Here is a 19803-nt window from a genome sequence, read left to right as displayed (position 1 = left end):
GTTCACCCGCGGCGGACGACCACCACGCCAATGATCACCAGAGCGACGCCGATCAACCGCGTCGGGGTGATCGGCTGCTGTGGCAATCCCAGCAGCCCGAAACGGTCGATCAGCATTGCAGTGACGAGCTGGCTCGCAATCGCCGCGGTCAGCGTCACGGCAAGTCCAAGCCGCGGAGTGGCAAAGGCGAGCGCGGCGACGAACGCCGCGCCGTAGAAGCCACCGGCCCACGCCCACCACGGCGCACTCCTCGCAGCCGACAAGGGCGTCCGGTCGAAGAGCCAGACCATCAGCAGCGCGGCGGTGCCGACCGCGAACGAGATCAGCGCGGCCAGCCACACCGATCCCGACGCCTTGGCAAGCGCGGCGTTGGTCGGCGGTTGCAGCGCGACGCCGATCCCAGCGATCAGCACGGCCAGGATCGGAAACAACGCCTGCAATTCGTTTCTCCTCAGCCTGATCGAAGCAATTGCACGCCCTGGTCGCGATCGAACAGGTAGAGCGCCACACGCGCCGCCTGCCCACGCGCGCCCGCGAGGCCGCCGTCGCGGTCGATCAGCAACCGCGTGTCATCGGTCGCGGACGGCAGAAGTTCCCCCAGCAGCTCGGGGCTAGCGAGCCGGAACACCGCCTCGCCCGACTGGCGCGTACCGAGCAACTCGCCCCCGCCGCGCAGCCGCAAATCCTCCTCGGCGATACGGAAGCCGTCGTTGGTCTCGCGCATCAGCGCCAGCCGCGCGCGCGCCGTTTCGCTCAGCGCCGAACCGCGCAGCAGCAGGCACACCGACTTGCCCCCGCCGCGCCCGACGCGCCCGCGCAACTGATGGAGCTGCGCGAGGCCGAAGCGGTCGGCGTGCTCGATCACGATCAATGTCGCGTTGGGCACGTCGACCCCGACCTCGATCACCGTGGTCGCGACCAGCACACCCAGCTCGCCGGCCGAGAAACGCGCCATCACCACGTCTTTCTCGGCCGGCTTCATGCGGCCGTGCACCAACCCGACGCGCGCGCCGAACCGCGCTACCAGCATCTCCGCGCGCGCCTCGGCCGCCTGCAGGTCGCTCGTCTCGCTGTCCTCGACGAGCGGGCAGACCCAATAGGCCTGCTTGCCCTTCGACAGATGTCGGCCGAGCGCGTTGACGACCTCGTCGGTACGCTCCTCCGACATGACGCGCGTCTCGATCGGTTCGCGCCCGGGCGGCATCTCGTCGAGCTGGCTCTGATCCATCTCGCCGTAACGCGCGAGCGTCAGCGTGCGCGGGATCGGCGTCGCGGTCATCGCCAGCACGTGCGGGGGTACGCGCCCCTTGTCCTGCAACAACAACCGCTGCGCGACGCCGAAGCGGTGCTGCTCGTCCACCACGACGAGACCCAGATCCTTGTAGCCGACCGCTTCCTGGAAGATCGCGTGCGTGCCGACGAGCAGGTCGATCGACCCGTCCGCCAGCCCTATCAACGTCGCTTCACGCGCCCGTCCCTTGTCGCGCCCAGTTAGCACCGCGATCTCGACCGGCAGTCCGGCGAGCAGCCGGCGGAGCGACTCGTAATGCTGCCGCGCGAGGATCTCGGTCGGCGCCAGCATCGCGCCCTGCGCGCCTGCCTCGATCGCGATCAGCAACGCCATCAGCGCCACCAGCGTTTTCCCTGCGCCGACATCGCCCTGAAGCAGCCGCAGCATCGGCGCCGATTGTGCAAGATCGCCCTCGATCTCCGTCACGGTCCGCGACTGAGCGCCCGTCGGCGCGTACGGCAGCCGCAGCATGTCGCGCAGTCGCCCGTCTCCCGCGAGCGCCCGCCCGCGCCGCCGCCGCGTGTCCGCGCGCACGATCGACAGCGCGAGTTGGTTCGCGAACACTTCGTCATACGCCAGTCGCGCCCGCGCCTTCGCATCCACCGGATCGGCATGGATGCGCGCGATTGCGTCGTGCCAGTCGGGCCAGTCGTGCTTCGCTTTCAGGCTCGGCTCAATCCATTCGGGCAACACCGGCACGCGCGTCAGCGCCTGCGCGACCAGCGCGGCGATCCGCTTCGACGTGATCCCTTCCGACAACGGGTAGATCGCTTCGCGCTCGCGAAACCCGTCGCCGTCCTCGATCGGTTCGGGATGCACCATCTGGAGCTGGTCGCCGTACTGCTCCAGCTTGCCCGACACGCGCTTCGCCTCGCCGATCGGGAACAGCTTCTTCGCCCAGCCCGACGATCCACCGAAGAAGGTGAGGCTGACGTAATTGCCGTGTTCGTCGGTCGCCTGCACCCGCGTCGGCGCGCGCGGCGAACTGCTGCTGCGATAATCTTGCGGCGTCAGCGTGATGACGATCGTGCGCCCGACATCGCCTTGCATCAATTCGTCGCGCGGCAACCGATCGATCCACCCGCTCGGCAAATGGAACAGCAGGTCGATGACACGCGCGATCCGCAGCCGCTCGAGCGGGCGCGCGAGTGCCTGCCCGACGCCCTTCAACGACGTGACCTCGGCGAACAGCGGATTGAGGATATCGGGACGCATGACTACATGGGCGACCTAGTTACACGCCCTCCGACTTGCCAGAAAAAGCGTGTCGGACGCGCGCAAACCATCCACCACGCAAGGCCACGCGATCATGACCGAGCCTCTCACCGCGCAGGACATCCGCATCAAGCGCCTGCGCTTCCGCGCCTGGCATCGCGGCACGCGCGAGGCCGACCTGATGATCGGCGGCTATTTCGACGCGCATCACGCATCGTGGAGCGCGGACGAGCTCGACTGGTTCGAGGCGCTGCTGGAGGAGCAGGACGTCGACATCATGGGCTGGGCGATCGGATCGATCCCCTGCCCGCCGCAGTGGGACGGAGCGATGATGCAGGGCATGCGTTCGCTCGACTTCGTATCCTTGCCTTGACACTGACGCTCCATCACAGCCGGATAGCCGCCACTTGCCCGAATTGAACACGATCCTCGACGCCACCGTGCCCTTGACCCTGTCGGGCGTGCCGTCGGGGTTCCTGCCCTCGCTCCTCGCCGACATCGCGCGCTCGGCGCACTTACGCGCGGTCTATGTCGCCGCCGACGAGGCGCAGATGCGCGCGGTGGCGGCGACCGCGACCTGGTTCGCGCCCGAGCTGGAGATCGTGCAACTGCCGGCGTGGGACTGTTTGCCGTACGACCGCGCCTCGCCGACGCTACGCATCATGGCCGAGCGGATTGGCGCGCTCCACCGCTTGCAGGCGAAACCTAAAGGCCCGCAACTCGTCCTCACCACCGTCAACGCCGCGACGCAACGAACACTGACGCCGTTCCGCATCCGACAGCTCGTCGCCGAGTTGAAGCCGGGCGCGCGAATCGACCGCGACAAGCTCGCCGCGCTCTTGCAGGCGAACGGCTACGTCCGCACCGACACCGTCCACGATCAAGGCGAATATGCGGTGCGCGGCGGCATCGTCGACCTGTTCCCCAGCGGCGAGGAACAGGCGCTGCGGCTCGATTTCTTCGGGGACGAGATCGAGACCGTCCGCACCTTCGACCCCGCCGATCAGCGCACGACGGGGCGCGTCGACGGCTTCGTCCTGCTCCCCGCGTCCGAGGCGTTGCTCGACGAGGATAGCGTCAAGCGGTTCCGCACCCGCTACCGCGACAAGTTCGGCGCGACCGCGACCGGCGACCCGCTCTATCAGGCGGTCAGCGACGGTCGCCGCCTCGCCGGCATGGAACACTGGCTGCCGTTGTTCGAGGACAAACTGGCGACCTTGTGGGATCACCTAGGCGACGCGGTCGTGGTGCGCGACAGCGGTGCCCCCGCCGCGGCGGAGGGCCGTCTGGAGGCGATCGCCGATTATTATGACAACCGCAAGCGCGCCGAGGCAGCCGAGCCCGGCAGCTACCGCGCGCTCCCCGCCAAGACACTCTACCTCGACGCCGACGAGTGGCAGGCCGAGGTCACCGCCGCGCCCGCGCACCTGATCTCGCCCTTCCACGAGCCACCGTCGGCGCGCGTGCTCGACTTCGAGGTCGACGGCCCGCGCGATTTCGCGCCCGAGCGCGCCAACCAGGCCAACGTCTACGAGGCGGTCGTCGCGCACGTCGTCAAGCTGCGCAACGAAGGCCGCAAGCCGATCCTCGCCAGCTACTCGGTCGGCGCGCGCGAGCGGTTGCGCAGCCTGCTCGAAGACCACGATCTGACCGGAGCGCGCCTCGCCGATACGTGGCAGGAGGCTCTGGGCGCGGCCGAGCGCGGCGTCGCGCTGACCGTTGTCGCGCTCGACCACGGCTTCACCGCGCCCGGTGTGGCGGTGCTGACCGAGCAGGACATGCTCGGCGACCGGCTGGTGCGTCGTGCCAAGCGGCGCAAGTCCGCCGACGCGTTCCTCGCCGAACTGGCGACGCTCTCGCCCGGCGATCTGGTCGTCCACAGCGATCACGGTATTGGCCGCTACGAAGGGCTGATGCAAATCCCGGTCGGCAAGGCGCCGCACGACTGCGTCGCTTTGAGCTACGCCGGCGGCGACAAGCTGTACGTGCCGGTCGAGAACCTCGAAGTCCTGTCGCGCTACGGCAGCGGGGAGGACGGCGCGACGCTCGACAAACTGGGCGGCGAGGCGTGGCAGCGGCGCAAGAGCCGGATGAAGGAGCGCATCCGCGAGATCGCGGGCGAACTCATCAAGACCGCCGCCGAACGCGCGCTACGTCCGGGCGAGGTCGCCGAACCCGACACGGCCGGCTATCCCGCCTTCGTCGATCGTTTTCCCTATCAGGAAACCGACGATCAGGACCGCGCGATTGACGAGGTGCTGAACGATCTGGCGGCGGGCAAGCCGATGGACCGGCTGATCGTCGGTGACGTCGGCTTCGGCAAGACCGAGGTGGCACTCCGCGCCGCGTTCGTCGCCGCGATGGCGGGGATGCAGGTCGCGGTGATCTGCCCGACGACCTTGCTCGCGCGGCAGCATTTCACCAACTTCTCTCATCGGTTCGAGGGTTTCCCGATCAACATCGGCCGCCTCTCGCGCCTCGTCCCCGCGGCTGAGGCGAAGAAGACCAAGGAGGGGCTGGCGGACGGCACCATCGACATGGTGATCGGCACCCACGCGCTGCTCGCCAAGGGGCTCGACTTCAAGCGCATCGGCCTCGTCATCGTCGACGAGGAACAGCGATTCGGGGTCACGCACAAGGAGCGGTTGAAGGCGCTGCGCGCCGACGTGCACATGCTGACGCTCACCGCCACGCCGATCCCGCGCACGCTCCAGATGGCGATGTCGGGCCTGCGCGAGCTGTCGGTGATCCAGACCCCGCCGGTCGATCGTCTCGCGGTGCGTACCTATGTCATGCCGTGGGATCCGGTCGTGCTGCGCGAAGCGTTGCTGCGCGAACATTATCGCGGCGGGCAGAGCTTCCTCGTCACCCCGCGCATCGCCGACCTGCCCGACATCGAGGAGTACCTTCGCCGCGAGGTGCCCGAGATCCGCTACGTCGTCGCACACGGCCAGATGAGCCCGACCGAGGTCGAGGAGCGGATGAGCGCCTTCTACGACAAGAAGTTCGAGGTGCTCGTCTCCACCACGATCATCGAGAGCGGGATCGACATTCCCTCCGCCAACACGATGATCGTCAACCGCGCCGACCGCTTCGGCCTGGCGCAGCTATACCAGCTGCGCGGCCGCGTCGGCCGGTCGAAGACGCGTGCCTACGCCTATATGGTCAGTCCCCCCGAGCGGCAGATGACCGAGGCGGCGGACAAACGCCTCAAGGTGCTGTCCGACCTCGATACGCTCGGCGCCGGGTTTCAGCTCGCCAGCCACGACCTCGACATCCGCGGCGCAGGCAATCTGCTCGGCGACGAACAGTCGGGGCACATCAAGGAGGTCGGCTACGAACTCTACCAGTCGATGCTGGAAGAGGCGATCATGGACGCCAAGGCCGGCGGCTTGCGCGAGAGCCAACGCGACTTCTCGCCACAGATCACCGTCGACGCGCCGATCCTGATCCCGGAGGAGTATGTTCCCGACCTCGACCTGCGCATGGGGCTCTACCGCCGCCTCAACGAAGTGGACGAACGCCCCGGCTTGGACGCCTTCGCCGCCGAGATGATCGACCGCTTCGGCCCGCTGCCCGAGGCGACCGACAACCTCGTCAAGATCATGGAGATCAAGCTCAATGCGAAGAAGGCGTGCATCGCCAAGCTCGACGTCGGGCCAAAGGGCGCATTGGTCGCGTTCCACGACGACACGCCACCCAACGTCACCGGCCTGCTCGCGTACGTCGACAAGCTCGGGCCGATCGCCAAACTGCGACCCGACAGCAAGCTGGCGGTTAGCCGGGCGTGGGGTGATCCGAAGGCACGGCTCAATGGCGCGCTGCAATTGTCGAAAGGATTGGCCAAGGCGGCTGGCTGATCCAGTCGGCCGAGCCGAGAACTCGCCAGAATGGTGCGCAAACAGGAGATGCTGCTGCGGCGCGCTCACGCTGCCGATCGGTTGATCCTGTTTTCGATCAAGCGGACTAGTCCCGCCGCATCGGTGGCCCCCGCGCACAGAAAGCCTTGGTAATAGGTACATCCTCGCGCTTCGAGCAGCGCGCGCTGTTCCTCGGTTTCCACGCCCTCGGCAATCGTCTCCAGCCCGAGCGCGTTCGCGATCGCGATGATCCCTTCGACCACCACGCGGTGGCGACGATCCCCGACGATGCTTTGCGTCAGGCGCAGGTCGATCTTGAGATAATCGACCGGTAGCGCGGTGAGATAGGCGAGGCTGGAATAGCCGGTGCCGAAATCATCGATCGCGACATGGCAGCCGCCATCGCGCAACACCGCCAGCAACTCGGTCGCGCCGTCGAGATCGTCGATCAGTCCGCCTTCGGTGATCTCCGCGGTAACGCGCGTCCGCGCGACCCCGCTCGCGTCGACCCGCGCGAGGAAGCGATCGGCGAAATCTGGGCGCGCCAGATCGGCCGCGGTGACGTTCACCGCCACCCGCAACCCGGCCAGCGCCGCGGGCCATGCCGCAACGTCCGCCAGCGCGCGCGCGAGGATATGGTCCGACAGCGCGAGGCCCAAATTGGCGCGATCGGACGCCGCCAGCAGCGTGTCCGCGCCCAATTCACCCAAGTCCGGGTGACGCCAGCGCGCCAGCGCCTCGACCCCGACGATCGCGCCGCTGTCGAGCCCAACCTGCGGCTGGAACAGCACGGTGATCTCATCACGCTCGATCGCGCGGTGCAGATCGGCGGCGAGCTGCGCGATCGGGCGATGCGGCGCGGGCGGCGCAATTCGGGTCGTCGCGCCCTCTGCCAAGCGCGCGTCGGCCAGCGCGGCGCGCGCGCGGGCGACCAGCGCGTCAGCCAGCTCGTCCGCGCCGCTCGCAACGCCGATCCGCGTGCCGACATGCACCGTCGTGGTCCCGACCACGAACGGTTGCGCCAGCGCGAACTCGATCGCCGTGACCAGCGGATGCACGTCCTTCATCGCTGCCGGTGTTGCCAAGGTGAACACCGATCCATCACGCACCCATTCGGTAGCAGCGAGGCTCGTGTTGGCGATCGCGCGCTCGATCCGCGTCGCCGCCGCGCGCACCAGCGCGTCGCCGACCTGCCGACCATAAGTCGCGTTGATGATCTCGAAGCTCGCCAGTGCGACGATCGCGATTGTCACCGGGCGCCCGTTCCCGACCCAGTTCGCAATCGCGGGCAGCGGCAGGTCGCCGTCACCGTGGCGTCGTTCTCGACTGCCCTGCCCCGTCAATGTCGTATCCCCCGAACCCGGATGCGTCCCGGCCCGCTGTAGCGCGACGCAACCAACCCGCCAATCGTTCGTCCTGCTCTTGTGACGAACCGTGACCACGCTTAGCTCAACCATCATGACCACGACATCCATTCCGGGCGAGCCGTCGCTGGTCGATGGCTTCGGCCGGACGATCCGGTACCTGCGCGTCTCGGTCACCGATCGGTGCGACTTGCGATGCCGTTACTGCATGGCAGAACATATGACGTTCCTGCCGCGTAATCAGATCGCGTCGCTCGACGAACTGGCGATCATCACCGAACGCTTCATCGCGCGCGGCGTGAACAAGGTGCGGCTGTCTGGCGGCGAACCGCTGGTGCGCCGCGACGTGGTGGATCTCGTTCAGCGGCTCGGCCGTCACGTCGGTCAGGGTCTCGACGAACTGACGATGACGACCAACGGCACGCGGCTGGCCCAGCATGCCGCCATGCTCGCCGGCGCAGGCATGCGCCGCATCAACGTCAGCATGGACACGCGCGACCCCGACAAGTTCCGCTACATTACACGCCACGGCGACGTTGTGCAGGTGCTCGACGGAATCGCCGCTGCGACCGCGTCCGGATTGCGCGTCAAGATCAACATGGTCGCGTTGAAGGATTTCAACGAGTATGAGATTGGCGACATGCTCTCCTGGTGCGTCGCCGAAGGTCACGACCTCACGCTGATCGAGACGATGCCGCTCGGCGAAGTCGAGGAGGATCGCACCGACCGGTTCTTCCCGCTGACCGCGGTCAAGCAAATGATCGAGCAGCGCTTTACCCTTCACCGCGACCTGAACGGCACGGGCGGCCCGGCGCGCTACTGGCGCGTCGATGGATCAACGACCCGGCTCGGGCTGATCTCGCCGCTGACCGCGAACTTCTGCGACGGTTGCAATCGTGTGCGGCTGACCACCGAGGGCAAGCTCTACACCTGTCTCGGTCACGACGATCAACGCGACCTACGCGCTGCGCTACGCGAGGGTGGCACGGCCGGGCTCGATGCCGCGATCGAGAGCGCGTTGGTGACCAAGCCGCGCCGTCACGATTTCCGTATCGAGCGCGACGCTGCGCCGGCCGTAGCCCGCCACATGAGCGTCACCGGCGGATGAACGATTTTCCGCGGCGGGCATTGGTCGCCTCGCCGACGCCGCCGGCGCAGGCGGCGCGCGCCGAACTCGCCGACGCGTGGGATTGGGTTTCTGTGGAAGACGCCGATCTCGTGGTGGCGCTCGGCGGTGACGGCTTCATGCTGCAAACGCTGCACATGCTGCTCGAACGACGCAAACCGCTCGTGCCGGTGTTCGGCATGAACTTGGGCACCGTGGGCTTCCTGATGAACGAATGGCGCCAGCATGGGCTGGAGGAGCGTATCCGACGTGCCAAGTCGTTCAAGGTGACGCCGTTGGCCATGACCGCTACCGGCATCGACGGCCGTGTGCACTCGTTACCCGCAATCAACGAGGTGTCGCTGCTGCGCGAGACGCGGCAGACCGCCAAGCTCGAAGTCACGGTGAACGATCGTGTCGTCCTGGAGGAACTGTCGTGCGACGGCATCCTGGTCGCGACTCCGGCGGGGTCGACCGCGTACAACCTCTCCGCACAGGGTCCGATCCTGCCGCTCGGCTCGGCAATGGTGGCGTTGACCCCGATCAGCGCGTTTCGCCCACGGCGCTGGCGCGGTGCGATCCTGCCCGACCGCGCACGCATCACCTTGCGCGTGCTCGATGCATCGAAGCGACCGGTGTCGGCGGTGGCCGACCAGCGCGAGATACGCGACATCGCCTGCGTCGAGGTGTGCATGGATCGCGCGCGTGAACTGACGCTGCTGTTCGATCCCGAACATGCGCTCGACGACCGTATTTCCATGGAGCAGTTCGTCGTTTGACCGCGAACTGGTTCTCTCGCGAAAAAGGGTTGCGCCCGAAAAATCAGCGTTTATAGACGCGGCTCCGCGCAGCGTTCCCTGATAGCTCAGCGGTAGAGCTCTCGACTGTTAATCGAGCGGCCGTAGGTTCGAATCCTACTCAGGGAGCCATTTTCTTCGCAGAAAAGCGCCATTTTCTACAACGTTGCTGCTGTTAGCGTCCGGTCATTATGACAGGCGTTATTACAGCCATTATGACATTCACGGTCTGTTCCGCGCGCTATTCTGCCGTTGAGCGCGTATCGTCTTCCGAGTCGTCGAGAGCTGCTCCGGCGGCGATCACCGCGATATGCTCGCGCCGCTTTGCTGCGATCCGCACCGCCTTCTCCTGATTCGCCTTGTTGTAGATCCGCGTGACCTCGAGCGTGCTGTGCCCACTGACCGCGCGCACGTCGTCGGTGCCGCTGTCGCCGATCTCGGTGATGCCGCCGTGTCGAAAGCTGGTGAACTTGACGTCGGCGCCCAGCTCCGCCTTCTTCTTGATCCGACGGTGCAGCTTCGTGACGTAATCCTTGGTATACCGCTCGCCGGTGCGCTCATCACGCACGATCAGTTCGTCGTCATCGCCGCGCGTCAGGCGGGCGAGCTCGGCCTCCAGCTCCGGGTATAGCTCGACGCGATCGGCTCCGGTCCCGTCCGCCAGCGGGATCGTCACGACGTTGCCGGTCTTCGACTGCACCAGCCCGATCGACACGCCCGGCACGTAGCTGCCCCATCGAATGCCGCGGCTGATCCGGCCATCGGGATCCTCGTAGCCAAATGCGTCATAGACCCGCTGACACGCCTCGAAGCAGATCGCGGCGGCAACGGCCATGCTCGGGCGGCCAAGCTCATGCGCAGCGGCACGGTAGGCGTCGTACTCGGCGCGCGTCGCGGCGCGGTTACCCCGACCTGCCCCGCTGCTCGACTTGATCCCCATGCCGGCGAACGGGTTCTCGCTGGCCTTGATCCCGGTCGCCTTGTGGTGGCGCGACGCCTGGTTCCACACCAGCCGACATACCTGCATCATGTAGGCGCCCTGCCGCTCGCCATGCTTCTCACGCGCCTTGCGGTAGAGCGTGTCGGCGGCGGTGGCGTCTACCGCGGCGGCACGGCGCTGCCCGAACGTGCCCGCGCGCATGGCCATCGCCTCGACCGCATCCATCGCGATGCGGTACCCGGCGCGCGTGTTGTGGCGCAGCTCGGTGAATTTCTCCAGCCGACGGTACCAGTCGAACAGCCACTGCACCGTACCGGGCGTGAGCTTCGCGCCCTCGCCTTCGCGCCACTGCTTGAACGCCTCGTTAAGTGCATTGGCGCGCTCAATCGCGACAGCGAGGTCGGTACCCAGCGGCGACGACGTGACTGGGCATGTCTTGCCGTGGCGCGCAGCCGGCGGGGCCGCCCAGCGCGGGCGCACCCAGAAGTAGGCCGGCTCGCCCGTCGCGCGCTTGTGCGCCTGGACGTAGGCCGGGAGGCGGACGCTAGCCAAAGTCGAAATCCTCATCGTTCGCGCTCGATGCGAACAGCTCGGCGAGTGCGACATCGAGCTCAACGCGCAGCGCCAGTGACGCGCCGTTCGGACCACGCGCGCGGAAGCTGACCTTGCCCGCCTTCTCCCAGGCGCGAAGCTGCGTCTCGGCGACGCCAGTGTAGGCGAGCGCCATCTCCCTGTTCATGCCCGCGGGCCAATCGGGAAACTGGTGAAGCACCATGCCCATCAGCGGCACTCCCCCATCTTGTAGCGACGCCAGTAGCTGTCCCACCGCGTTGCCGCCCCGACGGCGATCATCGCGCACGACAGCGATCGTCCATCCGGGAGCATGCAACGCGCGACGATACGGCCGTAGGATTGGTCGACCGACAGACAGGTCAGGCGCTTGCGAAGTGTAAGTTGCCCAGCGATACGCTTGCTGGCACGAGCCGCCCGGTCGTCACAGACGTAGTTTGCTCGTTTGGTGCGGCACGGCTGCGCGCTCTCGAAGTCAGGTGCTTGGATGCCGGCGACGCGGACCTTCTTGCCGTTGCGGCACCAGAGCGGCCCGTCACCGTCGTGTACCTTCACGACTTGGCAGATGAAGGCTGGCGGCAGTGGGGTCATAGCGACGAACTCGGTTGGAACGATGGCGGGAGCGGTGCGGTTCTCTTCATGAGGCGCGTAAGGTGCCGGGAGATGAGTGTATGCGTAACAGATTGATGGGCATCTTTGCCGCCCTGGCGATGGTGCTGACAGGGTTCACCGCCAGCGTCGCGCCGACTGAGGCTTCGGCCCAATCCTACCGCTATGATCGCGGCTACTCGCGTGGCCGCGGGTACAATCGAGGTCGCTACTACGCGCCCCGTCGCGGTTTCCGCGGGTATCGTGGGCGGGGCTATCGCGGGTACCGCGGTGGTTACCGGAACCGTGGGTATCGTGGCTACCGCGGGTACCGCAACTATCGTGGGTACCGCGGCTATCGCGGATATCGCAGCAACCGTGGGTACCGGAACTATCGCAACTACCGCGGACCGCGCGGCTACTATGGCCGGCGCTACCGCTGACGCATCGGAGGCGACCGAACTCAGCTGGGTTTGGTCGCCCTCTTCGTGCTTACGGGTAGAATTGCGAGCGGGAGCGTAGCAGGTCACCACAGCGCTACGCCGCTCTGCGGGCGGGAAACGGCAACACACGTTCGCCATCGTCTCCGCCGCCTTCCCTGCCCTTCCAATCGCCACAGAACCGACTCTCGTGCGTCTGCGGGAACTCGGACGTGGCCAGACCCGCACAAATCACCACCGTAGGGCCGTGAACCTGACACGTGCCGACGTCAGCGCTGGCGCGTGGATCGCGTGTGGCGTTCGCCAGCCGTGGGCCTGAGCGGGTCCAGAACCGGCACGAGCCGCAGTTCATCATAGCGGCACCTCGCTGTAGAACTCGCCGCAGCCGCTATCCTGGTGCGTGATCGGGAAAGCACTGGCGACGTAGAGATCGCGCTCGATCTCATCATGATCTGACAGCGGCGTGCTCAGGCCTGGCAATACGCGGGCGAGGAGCTGATCGTTGATCCGCGGCGGGTAGCGGCGGCAGTCACCGAGCTCTGCCGTATCGCCCTTGTAGCGGTCCCAGTGGGTGCAGGCGCGGCAGCTCACGCGCCCTGCTCCGACAGGTTCACACCAGCGATGCGGGCAAGGTCTTCTACGCTGCTCCACAACAGCTGGTGGAAGGCTCCCGCTCCAGCCAGCCCGGCACGGAACTCGGCCTCTGCGGGATCGGCAACAGCGCGATCACTCCACGCTTCTCCGACAGTGTGCTGAAAGCTGAGGCGCAGCTTGGCGATGACGCCCTCCAGCGTACTTGCCTGCGAGGCGTGGATGACAGCCTCGTGCTTCAACACTCGCTCGTCAGCTGCATCATCCTCTTCGCGCGTCTGCGGACCGCTTTCCTGGTACGACACCATCTCCGCACGACAGGCCGCAAATGCGACGAGCAGTTCAGCATCGCTCTGAAGGTACGCACCATGGCGACCAAAGCGGCGAGCATCTGCGGCAATCTTTGCCGTGATCGTGCGATCCTGCACCAACCGCCACTCCTCGCCGGCGGCGATTAGCTTGAGCTTTATAGCCAGTTCGTTCTCGCTTGGCGCGGTGAGCTTCAGCAGCAGGTCGAGAGCTTCACCTTCCTGGACGACAAGCTCGTCGTAGTGGTCCTGCATCTCAGTCGAGACGCTCGTGCCAGCCGGATTGTAGTAGGCGCGTTCGTAGCTAAGCCGCTCACGCCGCGCCTCCGTGAAGGAGGCGTACCCTTTCTCCCACGCGATCATCGGACCGCGCATGAACGGACTGACCGGCGATGCGGTGAGCGCGGTTGCATCCGCCACCAGCGCCTCGAACGACGTCTCGTAGCCTTCGCAGACATGGCACTCCTGCCCGACGAACGCCTTGATCTTGTAAGCAAGCCCCGAGGCGTCGGGTGCCGGGATCAGGACCACGCTCTCGATGGCGAGGTCGACGGCACGGACCAGGACTCCGTACTCGTCCTCGCAGCGGCTCACGTATGCGAGAACCCCCGCGATATCGAGCCCAGCGTCGCGCGCCTGTTTATACAGCTCGTTCGCGGGCTGCATGGTCTTGTTGAAGTACGTGTCACGGGCGCTGATCGCCTCTTCCATCTTCGCGCACGCTGCGTCCCACTCGGCGACAGGATCGCTGGTGATCTCGTCGAGCGTTGCGTCGCGGATGTCAGCGGGTAGCTGGTCAGCCTGCTCGCGAACGGCGAGCGCTGCCGGACCAGCGTTGAACACGACACGAATGTTCGGCCGCGGCGTCGGTGCGGCATAGGTGAAGTCGGAAGGCTTGAGCTGGGTTGCCATCGTGCATCTCCTGCGAGGACGCAGGAGTGCGGCAGAGGCATCCGAGGAGTGCGTGCGTTACGAGCCTGCGATCACCGTCTTCGGCCCAAGGGCGATCAGATGATGAGACCCTGTAGCCGTATCGGCTACGGCTGACAAGCCATTGTAGCGTTTTCCGCTACAGGTTTCTTCCTTCGAAGACTGCGCGTCCGATCGTGGTGAAAGGCGTAACCCCGACTCTCAGTATCGTTTGCCCACCAACCCCGATGTAACTCTCGAAGCGGGGAGGCTCGCTCCTATATACACCCAAGCGCAGCGTGTTCTGCTCACCAGTATCCAGCATGTAGACACCGCCGTCCTCTAACTCGCGGTCGTCGGTGTCGACGACTGTAAAGCCGTCTACCTTCCGTCCCACATTTTGGATGAATTCGATGGTGTAGAACGCGACACTATTGATTCCGCCTCTCGGCGACACAACCCAGCCTATTTTGGTGGCACTGCTTATATCTGACGAGCCCATCCAAGGGCCGGGCTTGACAACTGCGACTGGCCGCATCTGTGACAAAGCGAAGTTAGGATTAGCTATTTCTGCAAAGGTCGTTCCCAGCGCCTCGGCGATCCTCTCAATCCGCTCAGCAGTAAGCCGCACCTTGCCGGTTTCGATTTTACCAATTGTGGTGAAATGCGTCCCATCACCTAGTTTTTCAGCCAGGTCGCGCATGGACAAGCCCTGAGTTTCTCTAAGCTGTCGCAGTCGCGCCCCTACACTGACTGTGGCAGGCTCATTATCGTCCACACTCAATCTCCTTGCGCGGTGTAGCCGAATTCGCTACATCGTAGCCGATGCAGCTACGCCTATATCTTGCCTTGAACCGGCTGTCTTACGCCGATTTCGCTCGCCGTATCGGCAGCAAGCACGCGCGGACCGTACAGCGCTACTCGAAAGGGTATCAGCGTCCGAACGCCGTAATGATGGGGCGCATTGTTGAAGCCACCGCTGGTGCCGTAACTCCAAATGACTTCTTTCTACCAGTTATCGGCGCGGAGTTTGTCGGATGACAATCCAGCCGCCCTCCCGGGATTTTACAATCGTCAATGACACTAGTCATTTGACGCCACCGCCCCGCGCAGCACGCCTGTCAGAAACGACATGAACTCGGCGGCGCCTCCGTACAGCGTCTCTTTGTTCAGCTGTTCCAGCTCGGACAAGAAGTGATGCACCGTGTCGTTCGGCACGTCTGCTTGCCGCATCGTATCAACGAGCACTGCAACGAGGTTCGCCAGGGCGACCGTAGTCATGACGTTACCGCGTCGCGCTTTTCTATCCTTCACCATGGTCTGAGGATTGCCGCATGAACGCGCCGTACATCCACGCCCGTCGTCGTACCTTTTCCGCGTCGAACGCGGTGGAGGCACAGAACGCCACGCTCACGTCGATCAAGACCGAGGACGGCGCAACGTGGGGCGACATGGGACGCGTGCTCGGCAAGTCTGAGGATCGCGCAGCCGCGTACGCGAACACTGCCTCTCCGATCGACATGCCGACCTTCCTTGCCGGCTGCCGTGAATGGGGCGGTCGCTTCGCCGACCCGCTGCTCGGGCTGGTGGGTGGTCGCTGGGCCGATGCTGGCAGCGTCTGCACCGGCGACGATCCCGCATCGCTGACGATCGCGCAACTGCTGCCCGCCATCATGGCTGCCGAGTTCGACGGGGTCACGACCTACGAGGAACTGTCACCGCAAGAGGCGCTCATCCGCCGCGTCCATACCGTGACCGGTCGCTGGCTCGACATGATCGCGGCCGGGAAGGCTCAGGCATGAACGCCTATTCGTACGAGCAGGCTGCCGCCTTCCGCCGCATCGTCGACGAGGCCAAGGACAAGCACAACATCAGCGACGTGGTCGCGCGCCGCGCCAAGGTGACAAAGGCGGGACGCGAGAAGGTATCCCTCTGCCTATTTCACCAGGAGCGCTCCCCTTCCCTGCGGCTGAACGACGCCAAGGGCACCTATCATTGCTTCGGCTGCGGAGCCTCGGGCGACATCGTCTCGCTGGTGATGCACGCCGAACGACTCGATTTCCGCCGCGCTGTCGAATGGCTCGCCGGTGCGAACCTGCCGTGGGTCGATCCCGCCGAGCGCGTGAAGGCCGCGCAGGAAGAAGAAGCCGAGCGGCAGGCCGCGATCCAGCGGGCACAAGCTGTCTGGTATTCGGCAGCGCTGTGCGACGAGACGCCTGCTGAGGCGTACGCCCGCTCGCGCGGCATCACCATGCCGCTGCCGCCCAGCTTCCGCTTCGGCATGACGCCAGCCTGGTACGACGACGACACGGGCGAGTGCGGCCCCAACGTGCCCGCGCTGCTCGCCGCTGTCGCGATCGAGGGTCAGCCCTACCCGGTGGGCCTGCAACGCATCTTCATTCAACCCGACGGTTCAGCGAAGGCCGACATGGCCAAGCCGAAACGCTCGCTCGGACACATCAAGGGCGGCGCTGTCCGCGTCACCTGCCGCAGCAAGGACACGCCGCATGAGGTGATCGTCACCGAGGGACCGGAGGATGCACTATCGCTAGCGCAGGAGCTTCCCGGCCGTGAGGTGTGGGCGTGTCTCGGCACCGCGCTGATGATCGAGGCGCAGTACCCCGCCCGCATCCGCTCGATCGTCATCGCCGCGCAGAACGACGAACCCGGCCGCGCAGCCGCTGACAAGGCGGCGGAAGGCCTGCGCACCCGCGGGTTCGACGTGCGGATTATGTACCCGGCCGACGGCTACAAGGATTGGAACGACCAACTACGCGGTATCCGGTCGTGAGCGGCTTCGACGATCAGCTCGCGTCCGCGACCCCGGCATCGAGCCTGTGCAACGTCGAGGCGGAGCTTGGTTTGCTCGGTGACCTGATCGCCGACAACCGCATGATCGACCTTTGCGCCGACCGCTGCCGCCCAAACGACTTCTCGGTGCCGCTGTACGGGCAGGTCTACGCGCAGATGCTGGAGCAGTCCGCACGCGGCGCGGCGGTCGATAGCGTGACGCTTGCCCCGCACTTCGCGGCCGATGCCGAGTGGTCGCGGCTCTCAAGCGTTCTTGCCGCTGCGTCGTTGAACGCCGGCACGCGCGATCGCACCAAGGCTTACTTCGAGCAGGTCATCGCGCTCTCCGCCCGCCGTCGGCTGGTGGCAGGATTGCAGGACGTCGTCGTCTCGGCACGCGACCTTACCGTCACCCGCGAAGAGCTTGTCGCCAACGCGGATGAGGCGGTCGGAGCAATGGTGGACGACAGCACGATCCGACAGGCGTCTGCTGGTAGCTACGCCGAGCAGGTGATCGAGAGCTTCGGCAAGCCGATCGTCGGCGTGCGTTGCGGCATTATCGGCTCGCTCGACGATGCGATGGGTACGTTGCGCCCGACGAACATGGTCGTGGTCGGCGGTCGCCCCGGCATGGGTAAGACGGCGCTCGTCACCTCTTACTCGATCGGAGCCGCCAGCCGTGGTCATGGCGTGCTGATCTTCTCGCTGGAGATGAGCGCGGACGAACTCACCCGCCGCATCCTCGCTGACATGACGTTCACGAACAAAGGTGGCGTGCCATACGAGCATGTCCGTGACGGTACGGTGAAGCCGCACGAGATCGATGCCGTTCGCGCCGCGCAGCGCCGCCTCAACGAGATCCCGTTGGAGATCAACGACGGCTCCGGGCTGACGCTGCAACGCTTCATCCGCCAGGCCCGCCGCCACAAGCGCCGGCTGGAGGCGCGTGGCGAGAAGCTGGAGTTGGTGATCATCGATTACCTTCAGCTGATGAGCCACAGCCGTCGTGGCATGTCGCCCTACGAGCACGCCTCGGAGGTGAGCATGGGCATCAAGCAGTTCGCCAAGGACGAAGGTCTAACGGTGATCGCCGTCGCGCAGCTGAGCCGTGAGGTGGAGAAGCGGCCGGACAAGCGCCCGATCCCCGCCGACCTGCGCGACAGCGGCCAGATCGAGCAGGACGCCGACCTAATCGTGTTCGTCTACCGCGAGGAAGAGTACCTGCGCCGTAGCGAGCCCGAGGACCAGTACGGCGCCAAGTACGAGGCATGGCGCACCGACATGGACGCGGTGCGCGGCAAGGTCGAGTTCCTCGTTCCGAAACGCCGCAGCGGCCCCACCGGCAAGGGTGTTGGCTTCTTCTTCGGCGCCAACGCAGCCGTGCGCGGCAGCGAGTTCTATGGTCAATCCTACAGCGAGGGAGCATCCCGGTGAGCTATCCCGATCCTCTTACACCGCCCGAATGCGACCTGCGCGGGCTCGAATACATGCCGCTACTCGGTCAACGCCTGTTCGGCAGCGAGTTCGATGCGATGGCGAGCGACAGCGAGTGGCGTGCCGGTCTAACACTCTGGTGGGCGGCGTGGACGCAGTGCCCCGCTGCCTCGCTGCCAGACGACGATGCTGCGCTCTGCCGCCTCGCCGATCTCGGCCGAGACGTGAAGGCATGGAAGAAGATGCGCGAGCGCGCGCTGCACGGCTTTGTGAAGTGCAGCGATGGTCGTCTCTACCATCCTGTGCTTGCGCAGCAGGCACTCGTTGCCTGGGACAAACGCCAGCAGGACCGAACCGCCCGCAGCGCCGACGCTGACCGTAAGGCTCGTGAGCGCGCGGATCGTTCACGGATGTTCGAGAAGCTGGCAGCGGTCGGCGTCACGCCAAACTGGAACATCAAGACCAAGGAACTGCGTGACCTCGTCACTCGGCACGTCACGGAGGTGGCTGCAAATGTCCTACCGCAGTCCGAAGATTGTCCACCGGATGTCACGCCACCTGTCACGCGGACAGTCACGGCTAAGACGGGACGGGACGGGACGTTAGTTACCGTAGCTAACGCTCCGGCTGACGATCCGCCGGATTTGAGCAAGCTGGTGTTCGACGAGGGCGTGAAGCTCCTCACCGCTGCCGGCAAGTCCACCACGTCGGCCCGCTCGATGGTTGCCAAATGGGCGAAGACCCACGGCGACGGCCCGGTTCGGGAAGCGCTGATCTCCGCTGTGGGCAGGGCTGAGCCGATCTCGTGGATTGAGAAACGGCTACGAGACCGCGCCGCTGTCGAGGACGAGGCTCGAGCGCTGAGCCGTGCCCGTGCCGAGCGCTACCGCCAGCTGGACGGACCGCCGCCGGAGGTCGTGGCGCGGATGCAGAACGGCGCATTCTGCCTACCCGAGCCGGCAGCGGCGTGAGCGGTTACTCCTTGGCCCGCTCGTCGCCCTTGAATTCGTCATGTGACAAGTCGCGGCCGGGATTACCGGTCTGCTCGTCCGATTGGCCATCTTCGGGTGTCCGCCGGTCAAGCGGTGCCTCGTCTGCGGTGTGTACCTGGAAGTCAGCGCTCGGCTTCGAGCCGCTACCCTCCTTGTTGTTGTCGGGGTTCATCAACAGCGCTCCTGGTGCGTGGCGGTCACTCTTCACCTGCGTCCGTGTCGAGGTCATCACGACCGGCTTTCGCTGCGTTCTCGACTTTGTGAGGCTCATCATCGCCCGGCTGGTCGTCGCTGCCAGACCGACCCTTGGTGATGTCCTCGGTCGTCGTGCCGCCTGGATTGGACGCCCTGATGTCGCTGCTGGGATCCGAGCCTTCGCTCGCGTTTGCCTGATCGTCGGCCATGTCGATTTCCTCTGCTGCCGCAAAGGCAACGGGCTGGCTCGACGAACGGGCGCACGCACTCACGCAGGTTAGCCAAATTCACAATGCTTTGTGTCGCTTACGTTGGAGATTACGAGATGGGCCGGGGGAACAAGGCAACAGCGCGCAGCTCGGCGGATCGCGCGTCGTGGGCAGGAACGGCAATAGCCGCTGGGCTGCGGGGCCA

General features: G+C 65.7%; 21 protein-coding genes and 1 tRNA gene. 10 read left to right on the top strand and 12 right to left on the bottom strand.

The features are described from left to right. Window positions 1-2: 2 nt before the first annotated feature. On the bottom strand, window positions 3-440 hold the full coding sequence (locus HRV97_RS03360; RefSeq protein ID WP_174192247.1) for a DMT family transporter: 438 nt from the start codon (window positions 438-440) through the stop codon (window positions 3-5). An 11-nt stretch (window positions 441-451) separates the two neighbouring features. Further along, window positions 452-2506: an ATP-dependent DNA helicase RecG gene (gene recG / locus HRV97_RS03355; protein WP_174192246.1), complete on the bottom strand. Its 2055-nt coding sequence runs from the start codon at window positions 2504-2506 to the stop codon at window positions 452-454. A 94-nt stretch (window positions 2507-2600) separates the two neighbouring features. Between recG and HRV97_RS03350 the strand changes: the two genes are divergently transcribed. Together HRV97_RS03350 and mfd are read left to right on the top strand one after the other, a co-directional pair. Next, the gene (locus HRV97_RS03350) at window positions 2601-2879 is read left to right on the top strand and encodes an FAD assembly factor SdhE (protein ID WP_174192245.1); all 279 of its coding nucleotides are present in this window, start codon (window positions 2601-2603) and stop codon (window positions 2877-2879) included. Window positions 2880-2913: 34 nt separating this feature from the next. Next, window positions 2914-6366 carry a transcription-repair coupling factor gene (gene mfd / locus HRV97_RS03345; protein WP_174192244.1) on the top strand — a complete coding sequence of 1151 codons (3453 nt, stop codon included), beginning with the start codon at window positions 2914-2916 and terminating at the stop codon, window positions 6364-6366. Window positions 6367-6431: 65 nt separating this feature from the next. On the opposite strand, the gene HRV97_RS03340 is transcribed toward mfd, so the two are convergent. Further along, the gene (locus tag HRV97_RS03340) at window positions 6432-7619 is read right to left on the bottom strand and encodes an EAL domain-containing protein (RefSeq protein WP_174192243.1); all 1188 of its coding nucleotides are present in this window, start codon (window positions 7617-7619) and stop codon (window positions 6432-6434) included. A gap of 205 nt (window positions 7620-7824) precedes the next feature. On the opposite strand from HRV97_RS03340, the gene moaA reads away from it, so the two are divergent. From moaA to HRV97_RS03325, 3 genes are all read left to right on the top strand, one after another. After that, window positions 7825-8838 carry a GTP 3',8-cyclase MoaA gene (moaA, locus tag HRV97_RS03335; RefSeq protein WP_174192242.1) on the top strand — a complete coding sequence of 338 codons (1014 nt, stop codon included), beginning with the start codon at window positions 7825-7827 and terminating at the stop codon, window positions 8836-8838. Beyond that, window positions 8835-9614, top strand: coding sequence for an NAD kinase (locus tag HRV97_RS03330; RefSeq protein WP_174192241.1), 780 nt, complete (start codon window positions 8835-8837; stop codon window positions 9612-9614). Before moaA ends, HRV97_RS03330 begins: the two co-directional genes overlap by 4 nt. Before the next feature lie 75 nt (window positions 9615-9689). Continuing rightward, a tRNA-Asn gene (locus HRV97_RS03325) sits at window positions 9690-9764 on the top strand. Between the two features lie 109 nt (window positions 9765-9873). On the opposite strand, the gene HRV97_RS03320 is transcribed toward HRV97_RS03325, so the two are convergent. Genes HRV97_RS03320 through HRV97_RS03310 form a run of 3 tightly spaced genes read right to left on the bottom strand, consistent with a single transcriptional unit; the run spans window position 9874 to window position 11733 of the window. After that, window positions 9874-11139, bottom strand: coding sequence for a site-specific integrase (locus HRV97_RS03320; protein WP_174192240.1), 1266 nt, complete (start codon window positions 11137-11139; stop codon window positions 9874-9876). Then, the gene (locus HRV97_RS03315; protein WP_174192239.1) at window positions 11117-11353 is read right to left on the bottom strand and encodes a hypothetical protein; all 237 of its coding nucleotides are present in this window, start codon (window positions 11351-11353) and stop codon (window positions 11117-11119) included. The genes HRV97_RS03320 and HRV97_RS03315 overlap by 23 nt, the downstream gene beginning before the upstream one ends. Next, window positions 11353-11733: a thermonuclease family protein gene (locus HRV97_RS03310; RefSeq protein ID WP_174192238.1), complete on the bottom strand. Its 381-nt coding sequence runs from the start codon at window positions 11731-11733 to the stop codon at window positions 11353-11355. Before HRV97_RS03310 ends, HRV97_RS03315 begins: the two co-directional genes overlap by 1 nt. Window positions 11734-11813: 80 nt before the next feature. Here HRV97_RS03310 and HRV97_RS03305 point away from each other — a divergent pair, with 80 nt between their 5' ends. Further along, window positions 11814-12173: a hypothetical protein gene (locus tag HRV97_RS03305; protein ID WP_246248489.1), complete on the top strand. Its 360-nt coding sequence runs from the start codon at window positions 11814-11816 to the stop codon at window positions 12171-12173. Between the two features lie 348 nt (window positions 12174-12521). Here HRV97_RS03305 and HRV97_RS03300 read toward each other — a convergent pair whose 3' ends face one another. The 4 genes from HRV97_RS03300 to HRV97_RS03285 all read right to left on the bottom strand — a co-directional run bounded on the left by HRV97_RS03300 (window position 12522) and on the right by HRV97_RS03285 (window position 15259). Beyond that, a complete protein-coding gene (locus HRV97_RS03300) occupies window positions 12522-12761 on the bottom strand; it encodes a hypothetical protein (protein WP_174192237.1) in 240 nt (79 codons plus the stop codon). After that, window positions 12758-13981, bottom strand: coding sequence for a hypothetical protein (locus HRV97_RS03295; RefSeq protein WP_174192236.1), 1224 nt, complete (start codon window positions 13979-13981; stop codon window positions 12758-12760). The genes HRV97_RS03300 and HRV97_RS03295 overlap by 4 nt, the downstream gene beginning before the upstream one ends. 157 nt (window positions 13982-14138) lie before the next feature. Next, the gene (locus HRV97_RS03290; RefSeq protein ID WP_174192235.1) at window positions 14139-14756 is read right to left on the bottom strand and encodes a helix-turn-helix domain-containing protein; all 618 of its coding nucleotides are present in this window, start codon (window positions 14754-14756) and stop codon (window positions 14139-14141) included. 305 nt (window positions 14757-15061) lie between these two features. Next, window positions 15062-15259, bottom strand: coding sequence for a hypothetical protein (locus HRV97_RS03285; RefSeq protein ID WP_174192234.1), 198 nt, complete (start codon window positions 15257-15259; stop codon window positions 15062-15064). A 53-nt stretch (window positions 15260-15312) separates the two neighbouring features. Here HRV97_RS03285 and HRV97_RS03280 point away from each other — a divergent pair, with 53 nt between their 5' ends. The 4 genes from HRV97_RS03280 to HRV97_RS03265 are packed head-to-tail and all read left to right on the top strand — an operon-like array spanning window position 15313 to window position 19173. Then, a complete protein-coding gene (locus HRV97_RS03280) occupies window positions 15313-15780 on the top strand; it encodes a hypothetical protein (RefSeq protein WP_174192233.1) in 468 nt (155 codons plus the stop codon). Further along, entirely contained in the window at window positions 15777-16769 is a 993-nt protein-coding gene (locus HRV97_RS03275) for a CHC2 zinc finger domain-containing protein (protein ID WP_174192232.1), read from the top strand. The genes HRV97_RS03280 and HRV97_RS03275 overlap by 4 nt, the downstream gene beginning before the upstream one ends. After that, entirely contained in the window at window positions 16766-18202 is a 1437-nt protein-coding gene (locus HRV97_RS03270; protein ID WP_174192231.1) for a DnaB-like helicase C-terminal domain-containing protein, read from the top strand. The genes HRV97_RS03275 and HRV97_RS03270 overlap by 4 nt, the downstream gene beginning before the upstream one ends. Continuing rightward, window positions 18199-19173 carry a DUF1376 domain-containing protein gene (locus HRV97_RS03265; RefSeq protein WP_174192230.1) on the top strand — a complete coding sequence of 325 codons (975 nt, stop codon included), beginning with the start codon at window positions 18199-18201 and terminating at the stop codon, window positions 19171-19173. The genes HRV97_RS03270 and HRV97_RS03265 overlap by 4 nt, the downstream gene beginning before the upstream one ends. A 4-nt stretch (window positions 19174-19177) precedes the next feature. On the opposite strand, the gene HRV97_RS03260 is transcribed toward HRV97_RS03265, so the two are convergent. Next, complete coding sequence (locus tag HRV97_RS03260; protein ID WP_174192229.1) at window positions 19178-19366, bottom strand: hypothetical protein; 189 nt, start codon at window positions 19364-19366, stop codon at window positions 19178-19180. A gap of 25 nt (window positions 19367-19391) precedes the next feature. Next, window positions 19392-19598, bottom strand: a complete 207-nt coding sequence (locus HRV97_RS03255; RefSeq protein ID WP_174192228.1) for a hypothetical protein — start codon at window positions 19596-19598, stop codon at window positions 19392-19394. Between the last annotated feature and the right edge of the window lie 205 nt (window positions 19599-19803).

The sequence above is a fragment of the Sphingomonas hominis genome (assembly GCF_013328205.1).
In the GTDB taxonomy this organism is placed as follows: domain Bacteria; phylum Pseudomonadota; class Alphaproteobacteria; order Sphingomonadales; family Sphingomonadaceae; genus Sphingomonas; species Sphingomonas hominis.
Note: the sequence above shows the minus strand (reverse complement) of the source record. Positions and strands in the feature narration are given on the sequence as shown.